The sequence below is a fragment of the Kitasatospora sp. NBC_01300 genome (genome assembly GCF_041435235.1).
GTDB lineage: Bacteria > Actinomycetota > Actinomycetes > Streptomycetales > Streptomycetaceae > Kitasatospora.
This window is the reverse complement of sequence record NZ_CP108408.1, coordinates 372,168-393,634: the sequence shown is the minus strand read 5'-3', so window position 1 is coordinate 393,634 and position 21,467 is coordinate 372,168. Positions and strand designations below refer to the sequence as shown.

Annotated in this window: 2 protein-coding genes; both read left to right on the top strand. The window is 73.6% G+C overall.

What is annotated here, in order from left to right:
* Position 1: 1 nt before the first annotated feature.
* Entirely contained in the window at positions 2–1,996 is a 1,995-nt protein-coding gene (asnB, locus tag OG556_RS01820; protein WP_371515509.1) for an asparagine synthase (glutamine-hydrolyzing), read from the top strand.
* Entirely contained in the window at positions 1,993–21,414 is a 19,422-nt protein-coding gene (locus tag OG556_RS01815) for an SDR family NAD(P)-dependent oxidoreductase (protein WP_371515508.1), read from the top strand. Before asnB ends, OG556_RS01815 begins: the two co-directional genes overlap by 4 nt.
* Positions 21,415–21,467 lie beyond the last annotated feature (53 nt).

Below are 21,467 nucleotides of genomic sequence, written 5' to 3'. Positions count from 1 at the left end.
CATGTGCGGGCTGGCTGGTTTCCTCTCGACCTCGCTGCACCCCGGTGCCACCGCCGAGGTCATCACCTCGATGCTGTCGAACATCCACCACCGCGGGCCGGACGAGGCGGGCTACTACCTCGACGACGGCATGGCCATGGGGGCGGTGCGGCTGGCCATCGTCGACCTCGCCGGTGGCTCGCAACCCATGTCCGACCCCTCCGGGCGCTACTGGATCTGCTTCAACGGCGAGATCTACAACCACATCGAACTCCGCGCGGAACTGGAGCGCCTCGGCCGCCCGTTCCGCACCGACCACTCCGACACCGAGGTCGTGCTCCAGGCCTGGATCCAGTGGGGGTCGGACTGCTTCACCCGGTTCAACGGCGCCTTCGCGGTCGCCATCAGGGACGCGGCGACCGGTGACCTGGTGCTGGCCCGCGACCGCTACGGCAAGCGCCCGCTGTTCTACGCCGACGCGGGCGGGGACTTCCTGTTCGCGTCCGAGATGAAGGCGTTCCGCGCCTTCCCCGGCTTCCGCTTCGAGTTCGACCCGAGGGAGCTGGCCACCACCTACGCCACGTGGACGCCGCTGCCCGACCGCACGCCGTTCCGGGGCGTGCGCCAGCTGCCGATGGGCTCCGTGCTGACCATCAGTGCGGGCCGCCGCTCGCTGTGCCCCTACGAGGACCTCGACTTCGACGTGCCCGGCTTCGACGGCACCGAGGACGAGGCGATCGACATGCTCCGGCAGACCCTGCGCACCAGCGTGGAGCTGCGGCTGCGCTCCGACGTCGAGGTCGGCGTCTACCTCAGCGGCGGCCTGGACTCCTCGATCGTGACGAGGCTGGCCACCCAGCTCTCCCCGTACGACGTCCGCACCTTCTCGGTGGCGTTCCAGGACAAGTCCTTCGACGAGTCCGACAGCCAGCGCCTGGTCGCCGAGCACCTGGGGACCCTGCACACCGCCGTCCCGATCACCAGCGAGGACATCAGCGAGCACTTCCCGACCGCCGTGTACCACGCGGAGGTTCCGACCTTCCGCACCTCGTTCGTGCCGATGTTCCTGCTGTCCCGGCACGTCCGCGACGCCGGGATCAAGACCATCCTCAGCGGCGAGGGCGCCGACGAGGCCTTCCTCGGCTACTCGCTGTTCCGCGAGACCCTGCTGCGCGCGCGGTGGAACGAGCTGACCGACGGCGAGCGCCGCACCCGGCTGGCCGGCCTGCACCCGGAGCTGGAACACTTCGGCTCCGCCCACCAGGCCCATCTGCTCGGCCTGTACCAGCAGTTCTCGGTGGAGCGGCTGCCGGGCCTGTTCTCCCACGAGATGCGGTACCAGAACGGGAGGTTCGCGGCCCGGCTGCTCGCCGACCGGATCGACCCGTTCGCCGACCTGCTGGACCTCGTCGCCGGGACATCCGGCTACCCGGACATGCCCGCGATGCACAAGGCGCAGTGGCTGGAGTACAAGACGCTGCTGCCCGGATTCCTGCTGTCCACCCAGGGGGAGCGGGCCGCGCTGGCGCACAGCGTGGAGAACCGCTGCCCGTTCCTCGACCCGGCGGTGGTGCGCGCGGCCGCCTCGGTGAACCTGCGCTACGACGACGGCCAGGTCGAGAAGGCCATCCTGAAGAAGGCGTTCCGCGCCGAGCTCCCGGAGTGGACCACCAGCCGCCCCAAGCAGCCCTACCGCGCGCCGGGCAGTGCCGCCTTCAAGGACAGCCGCCCGGACTACCTGGAACTGCTGCTGTCCGACCGCGAGTTGGCCGGGATCGGCTGCCTGGACGCCAAGTTCGCCCGGCGCCTGGTCGACAAGGTCATGACCTCGCCGGTGGAGGAGGTCAGCACCAAGGAGGACCAGACCTTCCTCTACCTGCTGACGACCGCCGTGCTCCACCAGCAGTTCGTGCGGGGCGGCGGTACGGCGCCGACCGGAGCGTCGAGCGCCGCGCTGAACCTGCGGACGACCGTGGACAACCGTCGTGCCGTGCAGCGAGTGGGGGAGAGCCGATGAACACCGACGACATCGCGATCATCGGGCTGGCCCTGCGGTTCCCCGGCTCCGACACCCTGGTCGAGCTGTTCGACCACCTCGCGGCCGGGCGCTCGCTGATCACCGAGGTGCCCGCCGAACGCTGGTCCAAGGAACGCTACTTCGGCGATCCGCGCAGCGGCGAGGAGAAGACGTACAGCGTCTGGGCCGGGTTCGTCGAGGACGCCGACCGCTTCGACGCCGCCTTCTTCAACATCTCCCCGCGCGAGGCGGAGACGATGGACCCGCAGCAGCGGTTCGCGCTGGAACTGGCCTGGAAGGCCATCGAGGACGCGGGCTACCGGGCGGGCGAACTCGCGGGCAGCCGCACGGGCGTCTTCATGGGCCTGTGCCACGGCGACTACGCCGAGCTGATCGAACGCGACGACGTGCCGACCGACGCCTACTTCCCGACCGGCACGGCCTACTCGATCGTCGCCAACCGGCTGTCCTACTACTTCGACTTCCACGGCCCCAGCATCGCCAACGACACCGCCTGCTCCAGCTCCCTGGTCTCGCTCTACGAGGCCGTCTCCGCCCTGCACAACGGCGACTGCGACCTGGCGCTGGCCGGCGGCGTGAACCTGTGCTGGTCGCCGAAGCTGTTCGTGGCGTTCAGCAAGGCGAGCATGCTCTCGCCCACCGGCCGCTCGCACGCCTTCGACCAGGACGCGGACGGCTTCGTCCGGGGCGAGGGCGGCGCCGTCCTGCTGCTCAAGCCGCTGGCCAGGGCGCTGGCGGACGGCGACCCGGTGCACGCGGTGATCAAGGGCGTCGGCACCAACCACGGCGGCAAGACCAACTCGCTGACCGTCACCAACCCGGCCGCCCAGGCCGCGCTGATCGAGGACGTCTACACCCGCGCCGGTGTGACGCCCGAGACGGTGAGCTACATCGAGGCCCACGGGCCCGGCACGCCGGTCGGCGACCCGATCGAGATCGTCGGCCTCAAGCGCGCCTTCCAGAGCCTGCACGACGCTCACGGGACGTCACCGCGGCCGGACAGCACCGGCATCGGCTCCATCAAGACCAACATCGGCCACCTGGAGTCGGCCGCTGGCGTGGCCGGCGTGGTCAAGGTGATCGGCGCGATGGCCGCCGGGACCCTCCCGGCGACGGTCAACTTCCGGACCAGGAACCAGCTGATCGACCTGGACGGCAGCCCGTTCTACATCGTCGGCGACACCCGGCCGTGGCCGGACCGCGACGGGGCGCCGCGCCGGGCCGGCGTCAGCTCGTTCGGGTTCGGCGGGACCAACGCCCACGTGCTGCTGGAGGAGCACGTCGGCGGGCCGGCCGACCGCACCGCCGAGCCCGCGGGGCCGTACGCCGTCCCGCTGTCGGCGAAGAACCTGGAGCGGCTGCGGGTGCTCGCGAGCGGCCTGCGGGACCACCTGCTGGCACCGGAGACCGCGCTGCGGCCGCGCCAGACGCTGGCCGACATCGCCCACACGCTCCAGGTCGGCCGCGAAGCGATGCGGGTCAGGACCGTGCTCCTGGTCTCGGACCGGGAGCAGCTCGCGGCCGCGCTGGAGTCCGTCGCGGACGGCGAGGTGCGCAACCCCGCCGGAGCAGGGACCGAACTGGTCGCGGCGGCGCAGGACTGGGCGAACGGGGGCGGCGCCGACTGGCCCGGGCATCCCGGGGCGCGTCGCGTCCGGCTGCCGACCTACCCGTTCGCCCGGGACCGGCACTGGTACGTCACACCGCCCGCCGAGGCGCCGGGCGCCGCGCTGCTGCACCCGCTCGTCCACCGCAACACCTCCGACCTGGCGCAGCAGCGCTACACCTCCACGTTCACCGGCGCCGAGCCCTTCCTGGCCTCGCACCTGGTCCGCGGCCGGCGGGTGCTGCCCGCGGTCGCGTACCTGGAGATGGCGCGGGCCGCGGTGGAGCGCGCGGCGGCCCGGGAGGGCGCCGTCCGGCTGCGCGACCTCGTGTGGCTGCGGCCGGTCGTCGTCGGCGAACCGGTCGACGTCGACCTCGCGCTGACGCCGCGCGGGGACGCGATCGCGTTCGAGTTCCGCCAGGGCGAGACGGTCCACAGCACCGGCACCGCCGAACTGGTCACCCTGCCGGACCCGTCACCGCTGGACCTGGACGCCCTGCGCGCCGCCTGCCGCACCACCCGTGGCACCGACGAGGTCTACGCCGCCTTCCGCGCGCAGGGCCTGGAGTACGGCCCGGCCATGCGCGCGCTGCGCGGGCTCCGGCTGGGCCGCGACGAGGCGATCGCCCGCATCCGGAGCACCGGCGCCGAGGGCTGCGTGCTGCCGCCGAGCGTCCTGGACGCGGCCTTCCAGACCTCCGTGGTCCTGACGGGCGCCGCCGCCGGCCCGACCCTGCCCTTCACCCTCGACGAACTCCAGGTGTACCGGCCCTGCCCGGCCGAGACCTGGGCCTGGGTACGGCGCAGCGCCGGCTCCGGGTCGCTCACCACCTTCGACATCGACCTGTGCGACGGCGACGGCGTGATCAGCGCCAGCCTGCGGGGGCTCACCCAGCGCACCACCGACGCGGGCCCGCGCGTCGTCACGGCGACCACCCGGTGGACCGACCGGCCGCTGGACGCGGACGGCGGCGCCACCCGCACCGCGCACCTCCTGACCCTGCCGGAGATCACCCGGGCGAGCCCGGCCGACGGCGTCGACGCCGCGACCGAGCAGGTGTTCGCCGAGGTCCAGCAGGTGCTCGCGTCCTCTCCCAAGACCGGGCACCGCTTCGTGGCCCTGGTCGACGCCCGGGTGCCGGCCCACTTCCACGCACCGCTGGCGGGCCTGTTCCGCACCGTCGCCCTGGAGAACCCGCTCGTCTCGGGCCGGGTCGTCCGGGTCGCCGGCCTGGACGCGGCCTCCGCCGAGCAGCTCGCGCGGATCGTGCGGGAGGAGTGCGCCGACGACTCCGCCGACACCGAGGTCCGCTACACCGCCGACGGCACCCGGCAGGTGCTGGAGCCCGTCGAGACGCGACTGGACGCCGGACCGCAGGCGCCCGCGCTGCGGGCCGGCGGCGTCTACTGGGTCACCGGCGGCCTCGGCGGCATCGGCCGCCACCTCGCCCGCTACCTGGGCCGCGCGGGGGCGACGGTCGTCCTGAGCGGACGCTCCCCGGCGGGCTCGGTGGACGCCCTGCGCGCCGAAGGGGTCGACGCGCACTACCTGCCGGTCGACGTCGCCGACGCCGCGGGCGTGCGCGCCGCGGTCGACACGATCGTGCGCGAGCACGGATCGCTCGACGGCGTCGTGCACGCGGCCGGCCTGCTGCGCGACCAGTACCTGCTGCGCAAGGACCTCGCCGACGTCCGCCTGGTGACGGCGCCGAAGGTCCGCGGCACGCTCAACCTCGACGCCGCCACCCGCCACCTCGACCTGGAGTTCTTCGCGCTCTTCTCCTCGGTCGCCGGCGTCTACGGCAGCCCGGGGCAGTCCGACTACTCGGCGGCCAACGCCTTCCTGGACGCCTTCGCCCGGCACCGCCGGACGCTGGTCGACGCGGGCGAGCGCAGCGGCCGGACGGTCGCGATCAGCTGGCCGCTGTGGGCCGACGGCGGCATGACGCTGGACGAGGTCACCCGCGACTCCCTGCGCCGCGAGCGCGGCTGGGAGGACCTGCCCACCGAGGACGGGCTGCGCGCCTTCGGCCGGGCCCTGCTCGCCGACGCCCCCGCGCACCTCGTCGTCGCCTACGGCGCCAAGGCCACCCTGGCCGCGCAACGCCGGGCGGCCCCGGCCCCCGCGGCCCCGGCCGCCGCCTCGTCCGCCGCCTCGTCCGCCACCGCTGCGCCGTCAGGCGGCGCGGACGAGGGCGACCTGCTGCGGCGCACCGAGGAACTGCTCAGGGGAGTCGTCGCCGAGGTCCTGCGGCACGACCCGGAGCACATCGAGTCGACCACCAACCTCATCGAGTACGGCATCGACTCGCTGAGCATCCTCGGGGTGACCGCCCAGCTGGAGAAGGTGTTCGGGCCGCTGTCCAAGACGATCTTCTTCGAGTACCTGAACATCGCCGAGGTGGCCGCGCACTTCGTGGAGACCCGGCGGGCGCAACTGGAGGCGGTGCTGGGGGAGACCGAGCAGGCCGAAACCCCGGAAGCCCCAAAAGCCTTGGAGCCATCGGAAGCCCCGGTCGTCCAGCCCGAGGCCCCGGCGCTCCGACCCGAGGCCCCGGCCACGCGGTTCGAGGCCCCGGCCGCCGTCACCGAGGTCCGCGAGCCCGCGCGCGACGACCGGCACGACATCGCGATCATCGGAGTGTCCGGCCGCTACCCCGGCGCCGACACGATGGACGAGCTGTGGGAGCTGCTGGAGAACGGCCGGCACACCTTCGAGGAAGTGCCCGCAGAGCGCTGGGGCCACGAGGCCATCCACGACAGCGACCGCTCCGTCCGCGGCAAGAGCGTGATCCGGACCGGGACCTTCCTGCGCGACCTCGACAAGTTCGACCCCCGCTACTTCCGCATCTCCAAGCGCGAGGCCGAGCAGATGTCCCCGGAGGTGCGGCTGTTCCTCCAGTCGGGCGTGGAGGCCCTGGAGGACGCCGGCTACTCGCGGCAGACCATCCAGCGCCGCTACCAGGGCGACGTCGGCGTGCTCGTGGGCACCATGAGCAACCACTACAACCTGTACGGCTTCCAGAACAGCCTGACCAGGGGCGCGCCGCAGAGCGGCAGCTACACCGGGACGCTGCCCAACATGCTGTCCTACTTCTACGGCCTGACCGGGCCGTCGATCTTCCTGGACACCATGTGCTCCGCCTCGTCGACGTGCGTGCACCAGGCCGTGCAGATGCTGCGGGCCGGCGAGTGCCGGATGGTCGTCGCGGGCGGCGTCAACCTGATGCTGCACCCGTACAACCTGATCACCTCCTCGGAGGAGCACTTCACCACCGGCACCTCCGACGTGATCCGCAGCTTCGGCCACGGCGTGGACGGCACCATCCTCGGCGAGGGCGTCGGCGCGGTCGTGCTCAAGCCGCTGGTCGACGCCGAGCGCGACGGCGACCACGTGTACGCCGTGATCAAGGGCACCGCCCTGTCCAACGCCGGGACGCGCAACGGCTTCACCGTGCCGAACCCGGGCATGCAGGCGCACGCGATCCAGAAGGCGATCGAGGACGCCGGCGTCGACCCGAGGACGATCGGCTACGTCGAGGGCCACGGCTCGGGCACCGCACTGGGCGACCCGATCGAGGTCCGCGCCCTGACGTCGGCGTTCCGCAAGTACACCGAGGACCGCCAGTTCTGCGCCCTCGGCTCCGTCAAGGCCAACATGGGGCACCTGCTCGCGGCGGCCGGCATGATCGGCCTCGCCAAGGTGCTGCTCCAACTGCAACACCGCAAGCTGGCGCCGTCCCTGCACAGCACGGAGCTCAACCCGGACATCGACTTCGCCGACACGCCCTTCCAGGTGCAGCAGAAGCTCGCCGACTGGCAGCCGATGGTCACCGAGGTGGACGGCCGCCAGGTCACCCACCCCCGGCGGGCCGGCATCACCTCGATCGGCGCCGGCGGCATGAACTCGCACATCATCCTTGAGGAGTACCCGGAACGGCCGGCGCGCCAAGAGCCCTTCGGCGAGCAGCTGTTCGTGTTCTCGGCGATGAACGAGGCCGCGCTCGGGCGCTACCTGGCCGTCTTCCGCGACCACCTCGCCGGGGTGCGGGAGGCCGACCTCCCCGACATCGCGTACACCCTGCGGGTCGGAAAGAACGAACTGCCGCACCGCTGGGCGTTCGTGGCGGGGGACCGGCGGTCCGCGCTGGCGGCCGTCGACGGCTACCTGGCCGGGCAGCGGGAGCTGCCCGCGCACGAACTCGCCGTCACCTGGGCCGGCGGCAAGACCGTCGACTGGGACCGACTGCCGACGGCACGCCGGGTGTCGCTGCCCGCCTACCCGTTCGAGAAGGTGCGCTGCTGGATCGAGCAGACCGACGGCGCACCGTCCGTGCTGGCCCCGCTGGCGCTGCGCGAGCGGCTGCACCCCTTCCTGGGGCGCAACGAATCCGACGTCCGGGGCCTGCGCTACGCCCTGGACGTCCACCTCACCGACCTGCTCGACTACGGCTACCGGCAGGCCAAGGCGCCGACCATCGTGCCCACCTTCGTGGTGGACCTCGCGCTGGCCGCCGCGAAGGTCAGCGGGTTCGCCGCCGAGGCGTCGGTCCACGACCTGCGCGTCCTGCGGCCGGTCGACTGGTCCACGACCACGCGGCTCGTCACGGAGTTCGCCGACGGCCACGGCACCGTCCGGACCGGGGACGGGACGGCGGCGGTCGAGTTCACCGTGCGGGGGGCGGCCACGGCGCCGTCCGGCCGGGTCGAGCCGACCGGACTGCGGGAGGTCCTCACCCGGGAGCAGTTCCTCGCCGAACTGGCCGAGGGCGGGCTGGACTACAAGCCGGCCTCGTGCGCGGTCGAGGGCGTGTTCCGCACGCCGGACGGCCGGACGGTGCTGACCATCGGCCGTCCCGCGTTCCAGCAGGACCACGTCCGGCGCAACATCACCGTCGAGCCGTTCGTGCTCGCGGCGATCGCCCAGGGCGTGCAGTGGGAGGCCAAACGCGCCGGGGCGCCGGACTGGACCCTGGTCGCGCTCAACCGGATCGCGGAGATCCGGGTGCGGGCCGGTTCGCCGGTCACGCACGTGGTCCTCGGTGAGGACCGGATCCTGCTGCTCGGGGGCGCGGGCGAGGTCGTCGGGGAGCTGGCCGGGGTGCGGCGCGGTACCGGAGGGGTGGCGCCGGGCGACCGTCCGGCGCCGCAGGCCCGCCCGGTGCGAGAGCGGGAGCCGGTCGTACCGGCCGAGCAGGAGGTGCCAGTGGTGTCGGCAGTACCAGTGGTGTCGGCGGTGTCGGGTGTCGTGGACGTCCTGCGCTCCATCGCCGCCGAGATCCTCAAGTTCGAGCCGGAGGAGCTAGACCCGGGTACCGGACTGGACGCGTTCGGCTTCGACTCCATCTCGCTGGTGACCTTCGCGAAGGAGATCCACGAGCGGTTCGGGGTCGTGGTCAGCCCGGCGGTGTTCTTCGACGTCAGCACCCTGGAGGCGCTGGGCGCCCACCTGGTCGACGAGCACGGTGCCACGGCGAAGGCCGAGGCCAAGATCAGCGCCGAGGTCGAGGCCGAGGCCGAGGTCAGGGTCGAACCCCAGCCCGAGCCCCAAGCCCAGCCCCAGCCCCAGCCGGAGCCGGTCCGCACCGGGCCCGACCCGCGCCGGCCGATCGCCGTCATCGGCGCGGCCGGGCGCTTCCCGGGCGCCCGCGACCTGGACGAGTACTGGGCGAACCTGCTGGCGGGCAAGGACTCCGTCACCGCGTTCCCGCTGCACCGCTACGACGAGGAGCAGCGCAAGGCCATCGAGGCCCAGGACTTCCCCCAGCGGATCGGAGCCCTGGACGACGTCGACGCCTTCGACGCCGGCTTCTTCCGCATCCTGCCGCGTGAAGCCGAACTGATGGACCCGCAGCACCGCCTCGTCCTGGAGACGGTCTGGCAGGCGCTGGAGGACAGCGCGTACCGGCCCGCCGACCTGCCGACCAACACGGGCGTGTTCATCGGCGTCACCGGCAACGACTACGCGACGCTGCTCGCCACGCTCGGCGTGCGACCGGACGCCTTCACCTCGACCGGCACCACGCACTCGATCCTGGCCAACCGCATCTCGTACCTGCTCGACGTGCGCGGCCCGAGCGAACCGATCGACACGGCCTGCTCCAGCTCGCTGGTGGCGGTGCACCGCGCGATCGAGGCGATCCGCTCCGGCACCTGCGACCTGGCCGTCGCGGGCGGGGTCAACGTGCTGCTCAGCACGGACACCTTCGTCAGCGCGCACCGCGCGGGCATGCTCAGCCCGGACGGCCTCTGCAAGACCTTCGACGCGGGCGCGAACGGCTACGTCCGGGGCGAGGGCGTCGGGGTGGTGGTGCTCAAGTCGCTGGCGGCGGCGGAGCGCGACGGTGACGCGATCCTCGGGGTGATCCGGGGCAGCGCGTACAACCACGGCGGCCGGGCCAACTCGCTGACCGCGCCGAACGCCGACGCCCAGGCCGAACTGGTGACGGCCGCCGTCGGCGACCTCGACCCGGACACCATCGGCTACATCGAGACCCACGGCACCGGCACCGCCCTCGGCGATCCGGTGGAGGTCCGGGCGCTGCGCACCGCGTTCCGCCGACTGGGCCGCAGCGACGACGGGGCGTGCGGCCTCGGCTCGGTCAAGACCAACATCGGCCACCTGGAGTCGGCCGCGGGCATCGCCGGGCTGCTGAAGGTGCTGCTCGCGCTCAAGCACGGCGTGCTGCCCGCGACTCAGCACCTCCAGGAGGTCAACCCGTACATCGAACTGGCCGGCGGCCCGTTCCACATCGTGCGGGACAACGAGGCCTGGCCGCGCCCCCGCAGCGGTGCCGGCGGCCCCGCGCCGCGGCGTGCCGGGGTGAGCAGCTTCGGGTTCGGCGGCGTCAACGCCCATGTGGTCGTCGAGGAGTACGTGCGCGGCGACCGGGACGGGGAGGGCGACGGCGGGCCGGTCGCGGTGCCGCTGTCGGCCCGCACCGCCCGGCAGCTGACCGACCGGGCCCGGGGCCTGCTCGCCTACCTGGAGTCCCCGGAGTCGGAGCAGGTGTCGCTGCAGTCCGTCGCCTGGAGCCTCCAGGTGGGCCGCGAGGAGATGGCGGAACGGGCCGGCTGGGTCGTCTCGTCCCGTGCCGAACTCGTGGACGCGCTCCGGGCGTTCGTCACCACCGGCGAGCGCGGAGCCGAGCCGGAGCCGATCGGGCGGTGGGTCGGCGGGGGCGCCGTCGACTGGCGTTCGCTGCTCGGCGACGGCACGCCCCGGCGCGCGCACCTGCCCGGATACCCGTTCGCCCGGGACCGCTTCTGGGCCCCCGGCACCCGGCAGGAGGTCGGCACGACCCTGCTGACCGCCCGCTGGACGCCGACGCCCGCCGCCGCGACCGGCCGGTACGACCGGCGCGTCGTCGTGCTGTGCGGGGTCGACGGTGAGGTGCCCGAGGCGATCCGCCTCGACTCGGCCAAGCAGCGGCCGGAGAGCCGGTTCCGCGACCTGTCGTGGCAACTGCTGGAGACCGTCCGCGGCCTCGACGCCCGGGACGGCAGCACGCTCGTCCAGGTCGTCACGGCGGACCTCGCGCTCGCGGGCCTGCTGCGGACCGCCACCAAGGAGAACCCGCGGATCGTCGGCCAGGTCATCGGCATCGAAGGCGTCCACGGCACCGACCTGGCCGCCGTCGTCGCGGAGAACGCCCGCGCCGCCGACGACCTGGTGCTCTACCGCGACGGCGTCCGGCACACCCGCAGCTGGGCCCCGGCCGAACTCCCGGGTACGGGTGCGGGTACGGCCTCCGGCAAGCCCTGGCGGGACGGCGGCGTCTACCTGATCACCGGCGGGGCCGGCGGGATCGGCGCCTCGACGGCCCGGCGCATCGCCGCCGACGTCCGGCGGCCGACCGTCGTGCTGGCCGGCCGCTCGCCGCAGGACGGCCGGATCGACCGCCTGCTCGCCGAGTTGCGGCAGGCCGGCGCGGACGCGAGGTACGTGCGCGCCGACGTCTCCCGCTGGGAGGAGGTGCGGCACCTGGTCGCCGAGGCGGGCGCCGTCACCGGCATCGTGCACGCCGCCGGCGTGGTGCGGGACGCGCTGCTCGCGGACAAGACCGCCGAGCAGTGGGACGAGGTCCTCGCGACCAAGGCGGACGCTCTCGTGCACCTCGACCGGGCCACCGGGCACTGCCCGCTGGAGTTCGTGCTGACCTTCTCCTCGGGCGCCGCGATCACCGGCAATCCGGGGCAGTCCGACTACGCGACCGCCAACGCCTTCCTCGACGAGTTCGCCACCACGCGCAACGCGCGGGTCGCCGAGGGGCTGCGCCGCGGGCGCACCCTGTCCATCGCCTGGCCGCTGTGGGAGGACGGCGGCATGCAGGTCGGCGAGCGGACCCGGGCCTACCTGTGGGAGGACCGGGGGCTGGCGCCGATGCCCACGGAAGCCGGGCTCACGGCGCTGGTCGACGCCTGGAACACAGGGGCGGACCAGGTGTGGGTGCACCACGGCGACCCGACGCGGGTGCCGACCGGAACGCCGGCCCCGGCCGCCGCACCGGCTCCCGTGCCGACAACTCCCGCGCTGACAACTCCCGTGCCGACGGCTCCCGTCCGTGGCGCCGACCCGAACGTCCTCGCCCACCTCCTCGCGCTGTTCGCCGAGGTCAGCGGGCTCGCCCCGGGCGCGGTCGACCCCGACCGTTCGCTGGTCGACATCGGCCTGGACTCGGTGATGGTCATCCAGCTCAACCGGGAGCTGGTGCGGACCTACCCCGAGGTCTCCTCGACGATCTTCTACGAGCACCCGACCCTGCGGGCCGTGGCCGGTCAACTCGCCGGCCTCCGGCGGGAACCGGCGCACCAGCGGCCGGTCACGGGCGACCGGCCGGTGGCGGGCGACCGGCCGGCGGCGGCAGCCGAACAGCGGGCCACCGTCGCGCAGCCGGCCGCCGTCCCCGACCAGCCGGCGCCCGGCGCCGACTACCCGATCGCGGTGATCGGGCTGAGCGGCCGCTACCCGGGCGCAGCCGACCTGGACGAGTTCTGGGAGAACCTGACGGCGGGCCGCGACTGCGTCCGCGAGGTGGACCGCTGGCCGCTGGACGGCTTCTTCGAGCCGGACCGCAACACGGCGGTGGCCACCGGCCGCAGCTACAGCAAGTGGGGCGGCTTCCTGGACGACTTCGCCGCGTTCGACCCCCGGTTCTTCGGCATCGCCCCGCGCGACGCCTACGCCATGGACCCGCAGGAGCGGCTGTTCGTGCAGGCGGCGTGGGAGGTGCTGGAGGACGCCGGGTACACGAGGGCGCGCCTCGCCGAGCGCCACGCCCACGGGGTCGGGGTGTTCGCGGGCGTCACCAAGGTCGGCCACGCCCGGCACGAGGTGGGCCGGCTGCCCTCGGGCGAACTCGTCGTGCCCGGCCTGTCGTTCGCCTCGCTGAGCGCCCGCGCCTCCTACCTGCTCGACCTGCGCGGGCCGAGCCTGACGATCGACACCATGTGCTCGGCGTCGCTGACCGCGATCCACGAGGCCTGCGAGCAACTCCGGCGCGGCGCCTGCGAGGTGGCGATCGCCGGTGGCGTGAACCTCTACGCGCACCCGCTGGACTACGTCGAGCTGTGCCGCTCCGGGATGCTCTCGCCCGACGAGCACTGCCGCAGCTTCGGCACCGGCGGCCACGGGTTCGTGCCCGGCGAGGGCGTCGGGTGCGTGCTGCTCAAGCCGCTGTCCCGCGCGGTGGCCGACGGGGACCGCGTGCTCGCGGTGATCCGGGGCTCGGGCGTCAACCACGGCGGCCGTTCCACCGGTTACACCGTGCCGAGCCCGGTCGCCCAGGCCGACGTCGTCCGGCGGGCGCTGGACCAGGCCGGGATCTCCGCCCGGCAGGTCGGCTACGTCGAGGCGCACGGCACCGGCACCGAGCTGGGCGACCCGATCGAGATCACGGGCCTGACCAAGGCCTTCGAACAGGACACCGCGGAGCGGCAGTTCTGCGCGATCGGCTCGGTGAAGTCCGGCATCGGCCACCTGGAGGCCGCGGCCGGGGTGGCCGGCCTGACGAAGGTCCTGCTCCAGCTCAAGCACCGGCAACTCGTCCCGAGTCTGCACGCCGAACAGCTCAACCCGAACATCAGCTTCGAACGGACCCCGTTCCGGGTCCAGCGCGAACTGAGCCCGTGGCACTCCGACGGCCCGCGGATCGCGGCGGTGTCGTCCTTCGGTGCCGGGGGCTCGAACGCGCACGTGATCGTCGAGGAGTATTCCGTGCAGCCCACCGACGGCGCGATCAACGGCGCCGAACAAGCCCGACAACCCCAACAGGCCGAGCAGGCCGAACACGTCGTCGTCCTCTCCGCGAGGACTCCCGACCAGCTCACCGCGTCCGTCGACCGGCTGGCCGGGTTCCTCGACCGCAACCCGGACACCGCCCTCGCCGACCTGGCCTTCACGCTCCAGGTCGGGCGGGAGGCGATGGCCGAGCGGTACGCGGTCGCCGTCTCGTCGACGGCGGAGCTGAGGGCCGCCCTGCGGGCCGGCCAGGGGCACCGGGGCACCGCCGGGGCGTCCGGCGGACTGCTCGCCGAGATCGCCGGTGACGACGACCTCCAGGAACTGCTGGTCCGGCAGTGGATCGCGGCCGGCAAGCTGTCCAAGCTCGCGGCGCTGTGGGCGGCCGGTACCGAGGTGGACTGGGAGCGCCTGCACCAGGGCGCGCCGCGCCGGGTGGTGTCGCTGCCGACGTACCCGTTCGCCAAGGAGCGGTTCTGGATCGGCGACCTGACCCGGCAGGCGCCGGCACCCGCACTCGCGGCCGCACCCGAGCCCGTGCCGACGCCCGCGCCGGTCGCGATGCCGGCCGTGGCGCCGATCGCGGCACCGGTCGTCCAACCCGCCGTCACGCACAGGGGATTGGACGAGATCGTGCCCGCCGTGGTGCGGGAGAAGATCGCCCGCGCGCTGGCCATGGAGGTCGAGGAGGTCGAGGGCGGGCTGGCGTTCGCCGACTACGGCCTGGACTCGATCCTGGCGATCCGCGTGGTGGACCAGCTCAACGGCGCGCTGACGCTGGACCTGCCGACGAGCGTGGTCTTCGACTTCAGCACGGCCGACCGGCTGGCCGAGCACCTGCTCGCCGAGTACCGGGACGTCATCGTCCACACGGAGGGCGCGCCGGAGCCGGCCGACGCACGGGAGAGCGCCCCGCCACCGGTCGCGCAGCCCGTACGGCCCGTGGCGGCCGGGCAGCCGCACAGCGGCACCGGGAGCGCGGAGCGCGGGCCGATCGCGGTGATCGGCATGAGCGGCCGCTTCGCCGGCGCCGACTCGCTGGACGAACTCTGGACGCACCTGGCCGACGGCGACGACCTGGTCACCGGGACGACCCGGTTCGACCTCGACGGCCTGAGCGCCTGCACCCGGGGCGGCTTCCTCGACCGCATCGACGAGTTCGACGCGATGTTCTTCAACATCTCCGGCACCGAGGCCGCGGTGATGGACCCGCAGCAGCGGCTGCTGCTCGAAGAGTCCTGGAAGGCCCTGGAGGACGCCGGCTACGCGGGCCGGATGGGCCGGGCGCGCTGCGGCGTCTACGTCGGGGCGTGGGCCGGCGACTACCAGGGGCTGCTGGATCCGGAGGCGCCGGCGCAGACCCTGTGGGGCAACATGACCTCGGTCATCCCGAGCCGGGTGTCGTACTTCCTCGACCTCAAGGGCCAGGCGATCGCCGTCGACACGTCGTGCTCCAGCTCGCTGGTGGCGATCGACCTGGCGTGCAAGGACCTGTGGTCCGGCGAGACCTCGATGGCGCTGGCGGGCGGGGTTTTCCTCCAGTCCACGCCGCGGCTGTACCGGCTCGCGGGCCGCGCCGGGATGCTGTCGCCGACCGGCCGCTGCCACACCTTCGACCACCGCGCCGACGGGTTCGTGCCCGGCGAGGGCGTCGGGGTCGTGGTCCTCAAGCGGCTCGCGGACGCGCTGGCCGACGGCGACCACATCCACGGTGTGATCAAGGCCAGCGGCGTCAACCAGGACGGCGCCACCAACGGGATCACCGCGCCGAGTTCGGTGTCCCAGGAGAGCCTGCTCGGCGAGGTGTACGAGCGGTTCGGCGTCGACGTGGAGCGGATCGGACTCGTCGAGGCGCACGGCACCGGCACCAAGCTCGGCGACCCGATCGAGTTCCAGGCGCTGAACCGGGCGTTCCGCGCCCGCACCGACCGGACGGAGTACTGCGCGGTCGGCTCGCTGAAGACCAACATCGGCCACACCCAGTTCGCGGCGGGCATCGCGGGCGTACTGAAGGTGCTGCTGGCGATCAAGCACCGGAAGATCCCTGCCTCGCTGCACTTCGAGACCGCCAACGAGGCGATCCCGCTGGCGGGAAGCCCGTTCTACCTGAGCACCCGCACCCACGACTGGGAGAGCCCCGCCGGGGTGCCGCGCTGCGGGGTGGTGAGCTCCTTCGGCGCCAGCGGCACCAATGCGCACCTGGTGATCGAGGAGGCCCCGGCCGTCGCCGACGCCGCCGTGCGCACCGCCGCCGCGCCGCGGACGGACCACGTGGTGGTCCTCTCGGCGCGGACGGAGGAGCAACTCCTCGAACAGCGGCGCCGGTTGGCGCTCCACCTCCGCGCCCACGCGTCGATCGACCTCGGCGACCTCGCCTACACCCTGGCCGTCGGCCGGGAGCGCTTCGCCCACCGCTTCGTCTGCGTGGTCCGCGACCGCGACGAGCTGATCCGGGTGCTGGACGGCGCCGTCCCGGCCCGGCTGCCCGACGACGACCGGGCGCCGGCCGAGGGCCGACGCATACCGCTGCCGACCTACCCGTTCGCCCGCGACCGCCACTGGGCCCCGACCGGCGACGGCAACGGCAGCAGTGACAGTGGCGCCAGTGCCAGTGCCAGTGCCAGTGCCAGCGGCAACGGCAACGGCGACAACGTCACGCTGACCCGCACGGACGCCCTGCTGCGCGACCACGTGGTGCAGGGCCGTCACCTCCTGCCCGCGGTCGCCTACCTCGAACTCGCTCGCAAGGCGCTGGGCGCCACCCGGGTGCGGATGCGCAACGTCACGTGGGTGCAGCCGCTGGAGGTCGCGGACACCCCGGTCGACGTCCGGGTCGACGTCCGCGCGAGCGAGCAGGGCGGGCACCGGTTCGAGATCGGCACCGGCTCCACCGTGTGCTGCGAGGGCGCCATCGCACCGTCCGACGCCCCGCGCCCGGCACCGGTCGACCTCGCCGCGCTGCGCGCGGACTGCCGGGAGACCGTGTCCGGCGAGCGGATCCACGAGGCCCTGGTGGCGATGGGCATCGACCACGGCCCGAGCCTGCGGGCGATCCGGCAGGCGCACGTCGGCTCCGGCCTCGTCCTCGCCGAACTCGCCCTGCCCGACTCGGCCGAGACCGGACCGCTGGCGCCCGCGATGCTGGACTCGGCGATCCAGGCGGCCGTCGCACCCCACCTCACCGGCATGCGGGACACCGCCGTGCCGTTCGCCCTGGACCGGCTCGACCTGTTCGCCCCGTGCCGGGCGGCGATGTGGGCCGTGGTGCGCGGCGGCGCGGCCGGGCCGCTCGACAAGCTCGACATCGACCTGGTCGACGCCGACGGCGCGGTCTGCGTGCGGCTGACCGGCTACACCTCGCGCCGCACCGTCCGGAGCGAGCCCGCGCTGTACGCGCCCGTCTGGGACTCGATCACCGCGAACGACGCGCCCGTGCCCGCCCGCACCGACCGGGTCCTGGTCGTCGGCGGACCGGCACCGCTCGACGGCGCCCTGACCTGGCCGCTGCCGCCGTCCGCCTCCGTCGAGGAGGTGACCGCCGCACTGCGCGACCTCGGACCGGTCGACCACCTGGTCTGGACGGCGCCCGAGCCCAAGCTCGACCCCGTCGACGCCGCCGGGTACACGGCCGCCCAGAACGACGGCGTCGTCGCCGCGTTCCGCCTGATCAAGGCACTGATCGGAGCCGGGTACGACGCCCGGCCGCTGGGGATCACGCTGGTCACCACCCGCGCGCTCGCCACCCACGCCGACGACCCCGTCCAGCCGGCGCACGCCGGGCTGCACGGCCTGTTCGGCTCCCTGGGGCGCGAGTACGAGCAGTGGACCGTCCGGCGCGTCGACCTCGACGGCCCCGACTGGCCCGCCGACCTCACCGCCCTGCCCGCCCGCTCCTCCGAGGACGCCTGGGTCCGACGGGCCGGCCAGTGGCTGGCCCGGCACTGGGCGCCGTGCGAGGCGCCCGCGAAACCGGTCTACCGCGAGGGCGGCGTCTACGTGGTGATCGGCGGCGCCGGCGGCCTGGGCACCGCCTGGACCCAGCACGTGGTGCGGCAGTACGGCGCGCACGTCACCTGGATCGGCCGCAGCGCACCCGACGCGGCCATCGAGGAACGGCTCCGCTCCGTCCAGGGGCGCGGCACCGTCCGCTACCTCAGCGCCGACGCCGGGAACCCGGCCGCGCTGCGCCGGGCCGTCGACGAGGTCAAGGAGCGCCACCCGCGGATCGACGGGGTCGTGCAGGCCGCGCTCGTCCTGCGGGACAGCACCTTCGCCCGGATGGACGAGGCCACCCTGCGCGCGGGGCTGGCGGCCAAGGTCGACGTCACGACGGCGATGGCCGAGGTCCTCGACGGCGAGCACCTGGACTTCGCCGTGCTGCTGTCGTCGATGCAGTCCTTCACGACGGCGGCCGGCCAGGGCAACTACGCGGCCGGCTGCACCTTCAGCGACGCCTACGCGCACGCGCTCGGACAGCACTGGGACACCCCCGTCAGGGTCATGAACTGGGGCTGGTGGGGCAACCTCGGGAGCGTCACCTCCGAGTTCTACCGGGAGCGGCTGAGCCGGGTCGGCCTGGTGTCGATCGAGCCGCGCGAGGGGCTCGCCGCCCTGGACGCCCTGCTCGGCGGGGACCAGCGGCAGCTGGCCTTCGTGAAGACCAACCAGCACAACACCCTGGCGAACTTCGACCGCGCCACCCAGGTCACCGTGCACGGCCGGACGCCCTCCCGGGTGCGCGGCGAGCTGCTGCTCGCGCCGGAGAGCGTGGACGGCCTGATGGACGAGGTCGTGCGGTGGCGCCGCACCGAGCGGGACCCGTGGCTGGCGAAGGTCCTGGCGGCCCAGCTGGCGACCGTCGACCACACCGCGATCCTGCCGGTGTACGCCGACTGGCTGGAGCACGCCCGGCGGGCCACCGTCCAGGCCGGGCCGGCGGAGGGCGTGCTCGCGGAGACCGTGCTCGCGCAGTGGGACCGGCAGTGCGAGTCCTGGTCGGCCGACGCCGACCGCAAGGCCGAACTGCGGCTGGCCTCCGCGATGCTCCGGGCGCTCCCGGACATCGTGACCGGCCGGACCAGGCCCACCGACGTCATGTTCCCGCGCGGTTCGGTGGAACTGGTGGAGGGCTGCTACCGCAACAACCACGTCGCGGACGTGTTCAACCGCGCCATGTCCGGCGCCGCCGTCGCCGTCGTGTCGGAGCGGCTGCGCCGTGAACCGGGCGCGCGGCTGCGGATCCTGGAGATCGGCGCCGGCACCGGCGGCACCAGCGCCGGGATGTTCGCCGCGCTCAAGCCGTACCAGGAGAGCATCGAGACGTACGTCTACACGGACCTCTCCAAGGCCTTCCTCAACCACGCCCGCGCCACCTACGGGCCGGGCGTGCCCTACCTGGACTGCCGACTGCTCAACATCGAACGGCCGCTGGCCGGGCAGGACGTCGGCGAGGGCGGGTTCGACCTGGTGATCGCCGCCAACGTGCTGCACGCGACCAAGGACACCCGCAACACCCTGCGCAACGCCAAGGCCGCGATGCGGGCCGGCGGGTGGCTGCTGCTGAACGAGCTGTCGGCCTTCGACCTGTTCAGCCACGTCACCTTCGGGCTGCTGGAAGGCTGGTGGCTGTTCGACGACCGCTCGCTGCGGATCCCGGGCTCGCCGGCGCTGTCGCCGGAGAACTGGCGGGACGTGCTGGCGGGGGAGGGCTTCGGGACGGTCGTGTTCCCGCTGCCGCAGGCGCTGCCGCTGGGGCAGCAGATCATCGCGGCGGAGAGCGACGGGGTGGCCCGGCAGGCGGTCGGGACCAGGCCGAAGGGCGTCACCCGGCCGGTGCCGGCTGCGGCGCCTGCCGCGGCAACTGTCGCGGCGCCTGTTGCCGTGTCTGCCGTGGTACCTGATGCGGCACCTGCCGTGGTGCCGACGCCCCGGCCGGAGCCCGTGCCCGCCCCGGCGGCCGCGAGCCCCGCGCCCGCGCCCGCTCCCACGCCCGCGCCCGCTCCCGCCGCCGCACCGGCGTCGCGCTCCGACCTGCCGGCGCTCATCCTCGACAAGGCCGCGGCCGTGCTCGGCATCCCGGCCGAGCGGATCGACACCGCGGCCCCGCTCACCCAGTACGGCCTGGACTCGATCCTGGTCCTCCAGCTCACCAACGCCCTGCGCGAGGAGTTCGGCGACGACGTCTCGGCCACCCTGCTCTTCGACGTCGAGACCGTCGACGGCCTGTGCGACCACTTCGCCGGTGCCGGGGCCGCCGCGACGGCCACGGCGGATGCCCAGGCCGGCCCGGCGGGCGAGCGGTGGAACCTCTCGTGCGGCCAGCTGACCATGTACCGCGACCAGCAGGGCTCGCCGGAGTCGACCGCCTACAACCTCCCGCTCCTCTTCGAGATCCACGGCGAGCTGGACGAAGCCGCCCTGGAGCGGGCGATCCGTGCCCAGAGCGGCATCCACCCGGTGCTGAGCGCCGTCTTCGGCGAGCGGGACGGCGTGCCGTTCATGGACATCGACCCGGGCCGGGCGCCGTCCTTCGAGCGGGTCGACCTCACGGCCACCAAGCGCGCCGCCCAACTGGCCGGGCTGCGGGACTTGGTGAACCTCCCGTTCGACCTGGCGACGGGCCCGCTGGTCCGCGCGCACCTGGTCTCCCTCGCCGGGGGGCGGCGCCTGCTGCTGATCACCGCGCACCACATCCTGCTGGACGGCACGTCCACGGCGGTCCTGATCCGCACGCTCAAGGAGGCCTACCAGGGCCGGGGGAGCCTGAGCCGCACGAGCTACGGCGACTTCGTCGCCTGGGAGGAGGCGCTGCTCGCCGGCCCGCGGGCACGGCAGCACCGGGACTACTGGCTGCGGGAGCTGGCCGGTCATCGACCGGCGCTCGCGCTGCCCTACGACCGGCCGTACGACCCCAAGCGGATGCCCCGGGTGGACGTGGCGACGGTCAAGCTGCCGCCGCCGCTGGCCGCCGCCCTGGCCGACGCGGCGCGCGAGCACCGGGTCAGCGTCGCCACCGTGCTGTTCGCGACGTACGTGCGGTTCCTGCACCGGCTGACCGGGCAGGACGACCTGGTCCTCGGCATGACGGCGGTCGCCCGCTACGAGGAGCGGTTCCAGGACGTCGTCGGCCAGTTCGCGAACTGCCTGCCGATCCGCTGCACGGCCGTCGGCGGCTTCCCCGAGCTGCTGAAGTCCCTGCAGCGCAAGGTGGTCGGCGGCATCGAGCACGGCGGCTACCCGCTGCTGGAGATCGCCCGGGCCGTGGGCGCGGACGACGAACCGCTGGTGCTGACCAACTTCCTCTTCCAGAACTTCGACGGCGCCGACCTGCTGACCAACGCGGCCCCGGCCGCGTCCGGCGAGTTGGACCTGCGGCTGTTCGACGACCTGCCCTACGCCGGGGAGTACGTCCTCGCCGCCGAGTCCTACCGGGACGGCGAGGGGTTCAAGGTCTTCCTCAAGTACGACGCGAACGTCTTCGACGAGGCCACCGCGCGGCGCATGACGGAGGAGTGGTACGCGGTCATCCGCAAGGAGCTGGGCCTGCGGTAGGCCGTTCCGCGGACCGCCCCCGAAGCCTGAAACCCGGAAGCCGGGCCGCGACC

What these genes read in the sequence shown, in the direction of transcription:
- asnB (WP_371515509.1), top strand. Translation starts at nt 2, where the DNA reads ATGTGCGGGCTGGCTGGTTTCCTCTCGACCTCGCTGCACCCCGGTGCC.
- OG556_RS01815 (WP_371515508.1), top strand. Translation starts at nt 1,993, where the DNA reads ATGAACACCGACGACATCGCGATCATCGGGCTGGCCCTGCGGTTCCCC.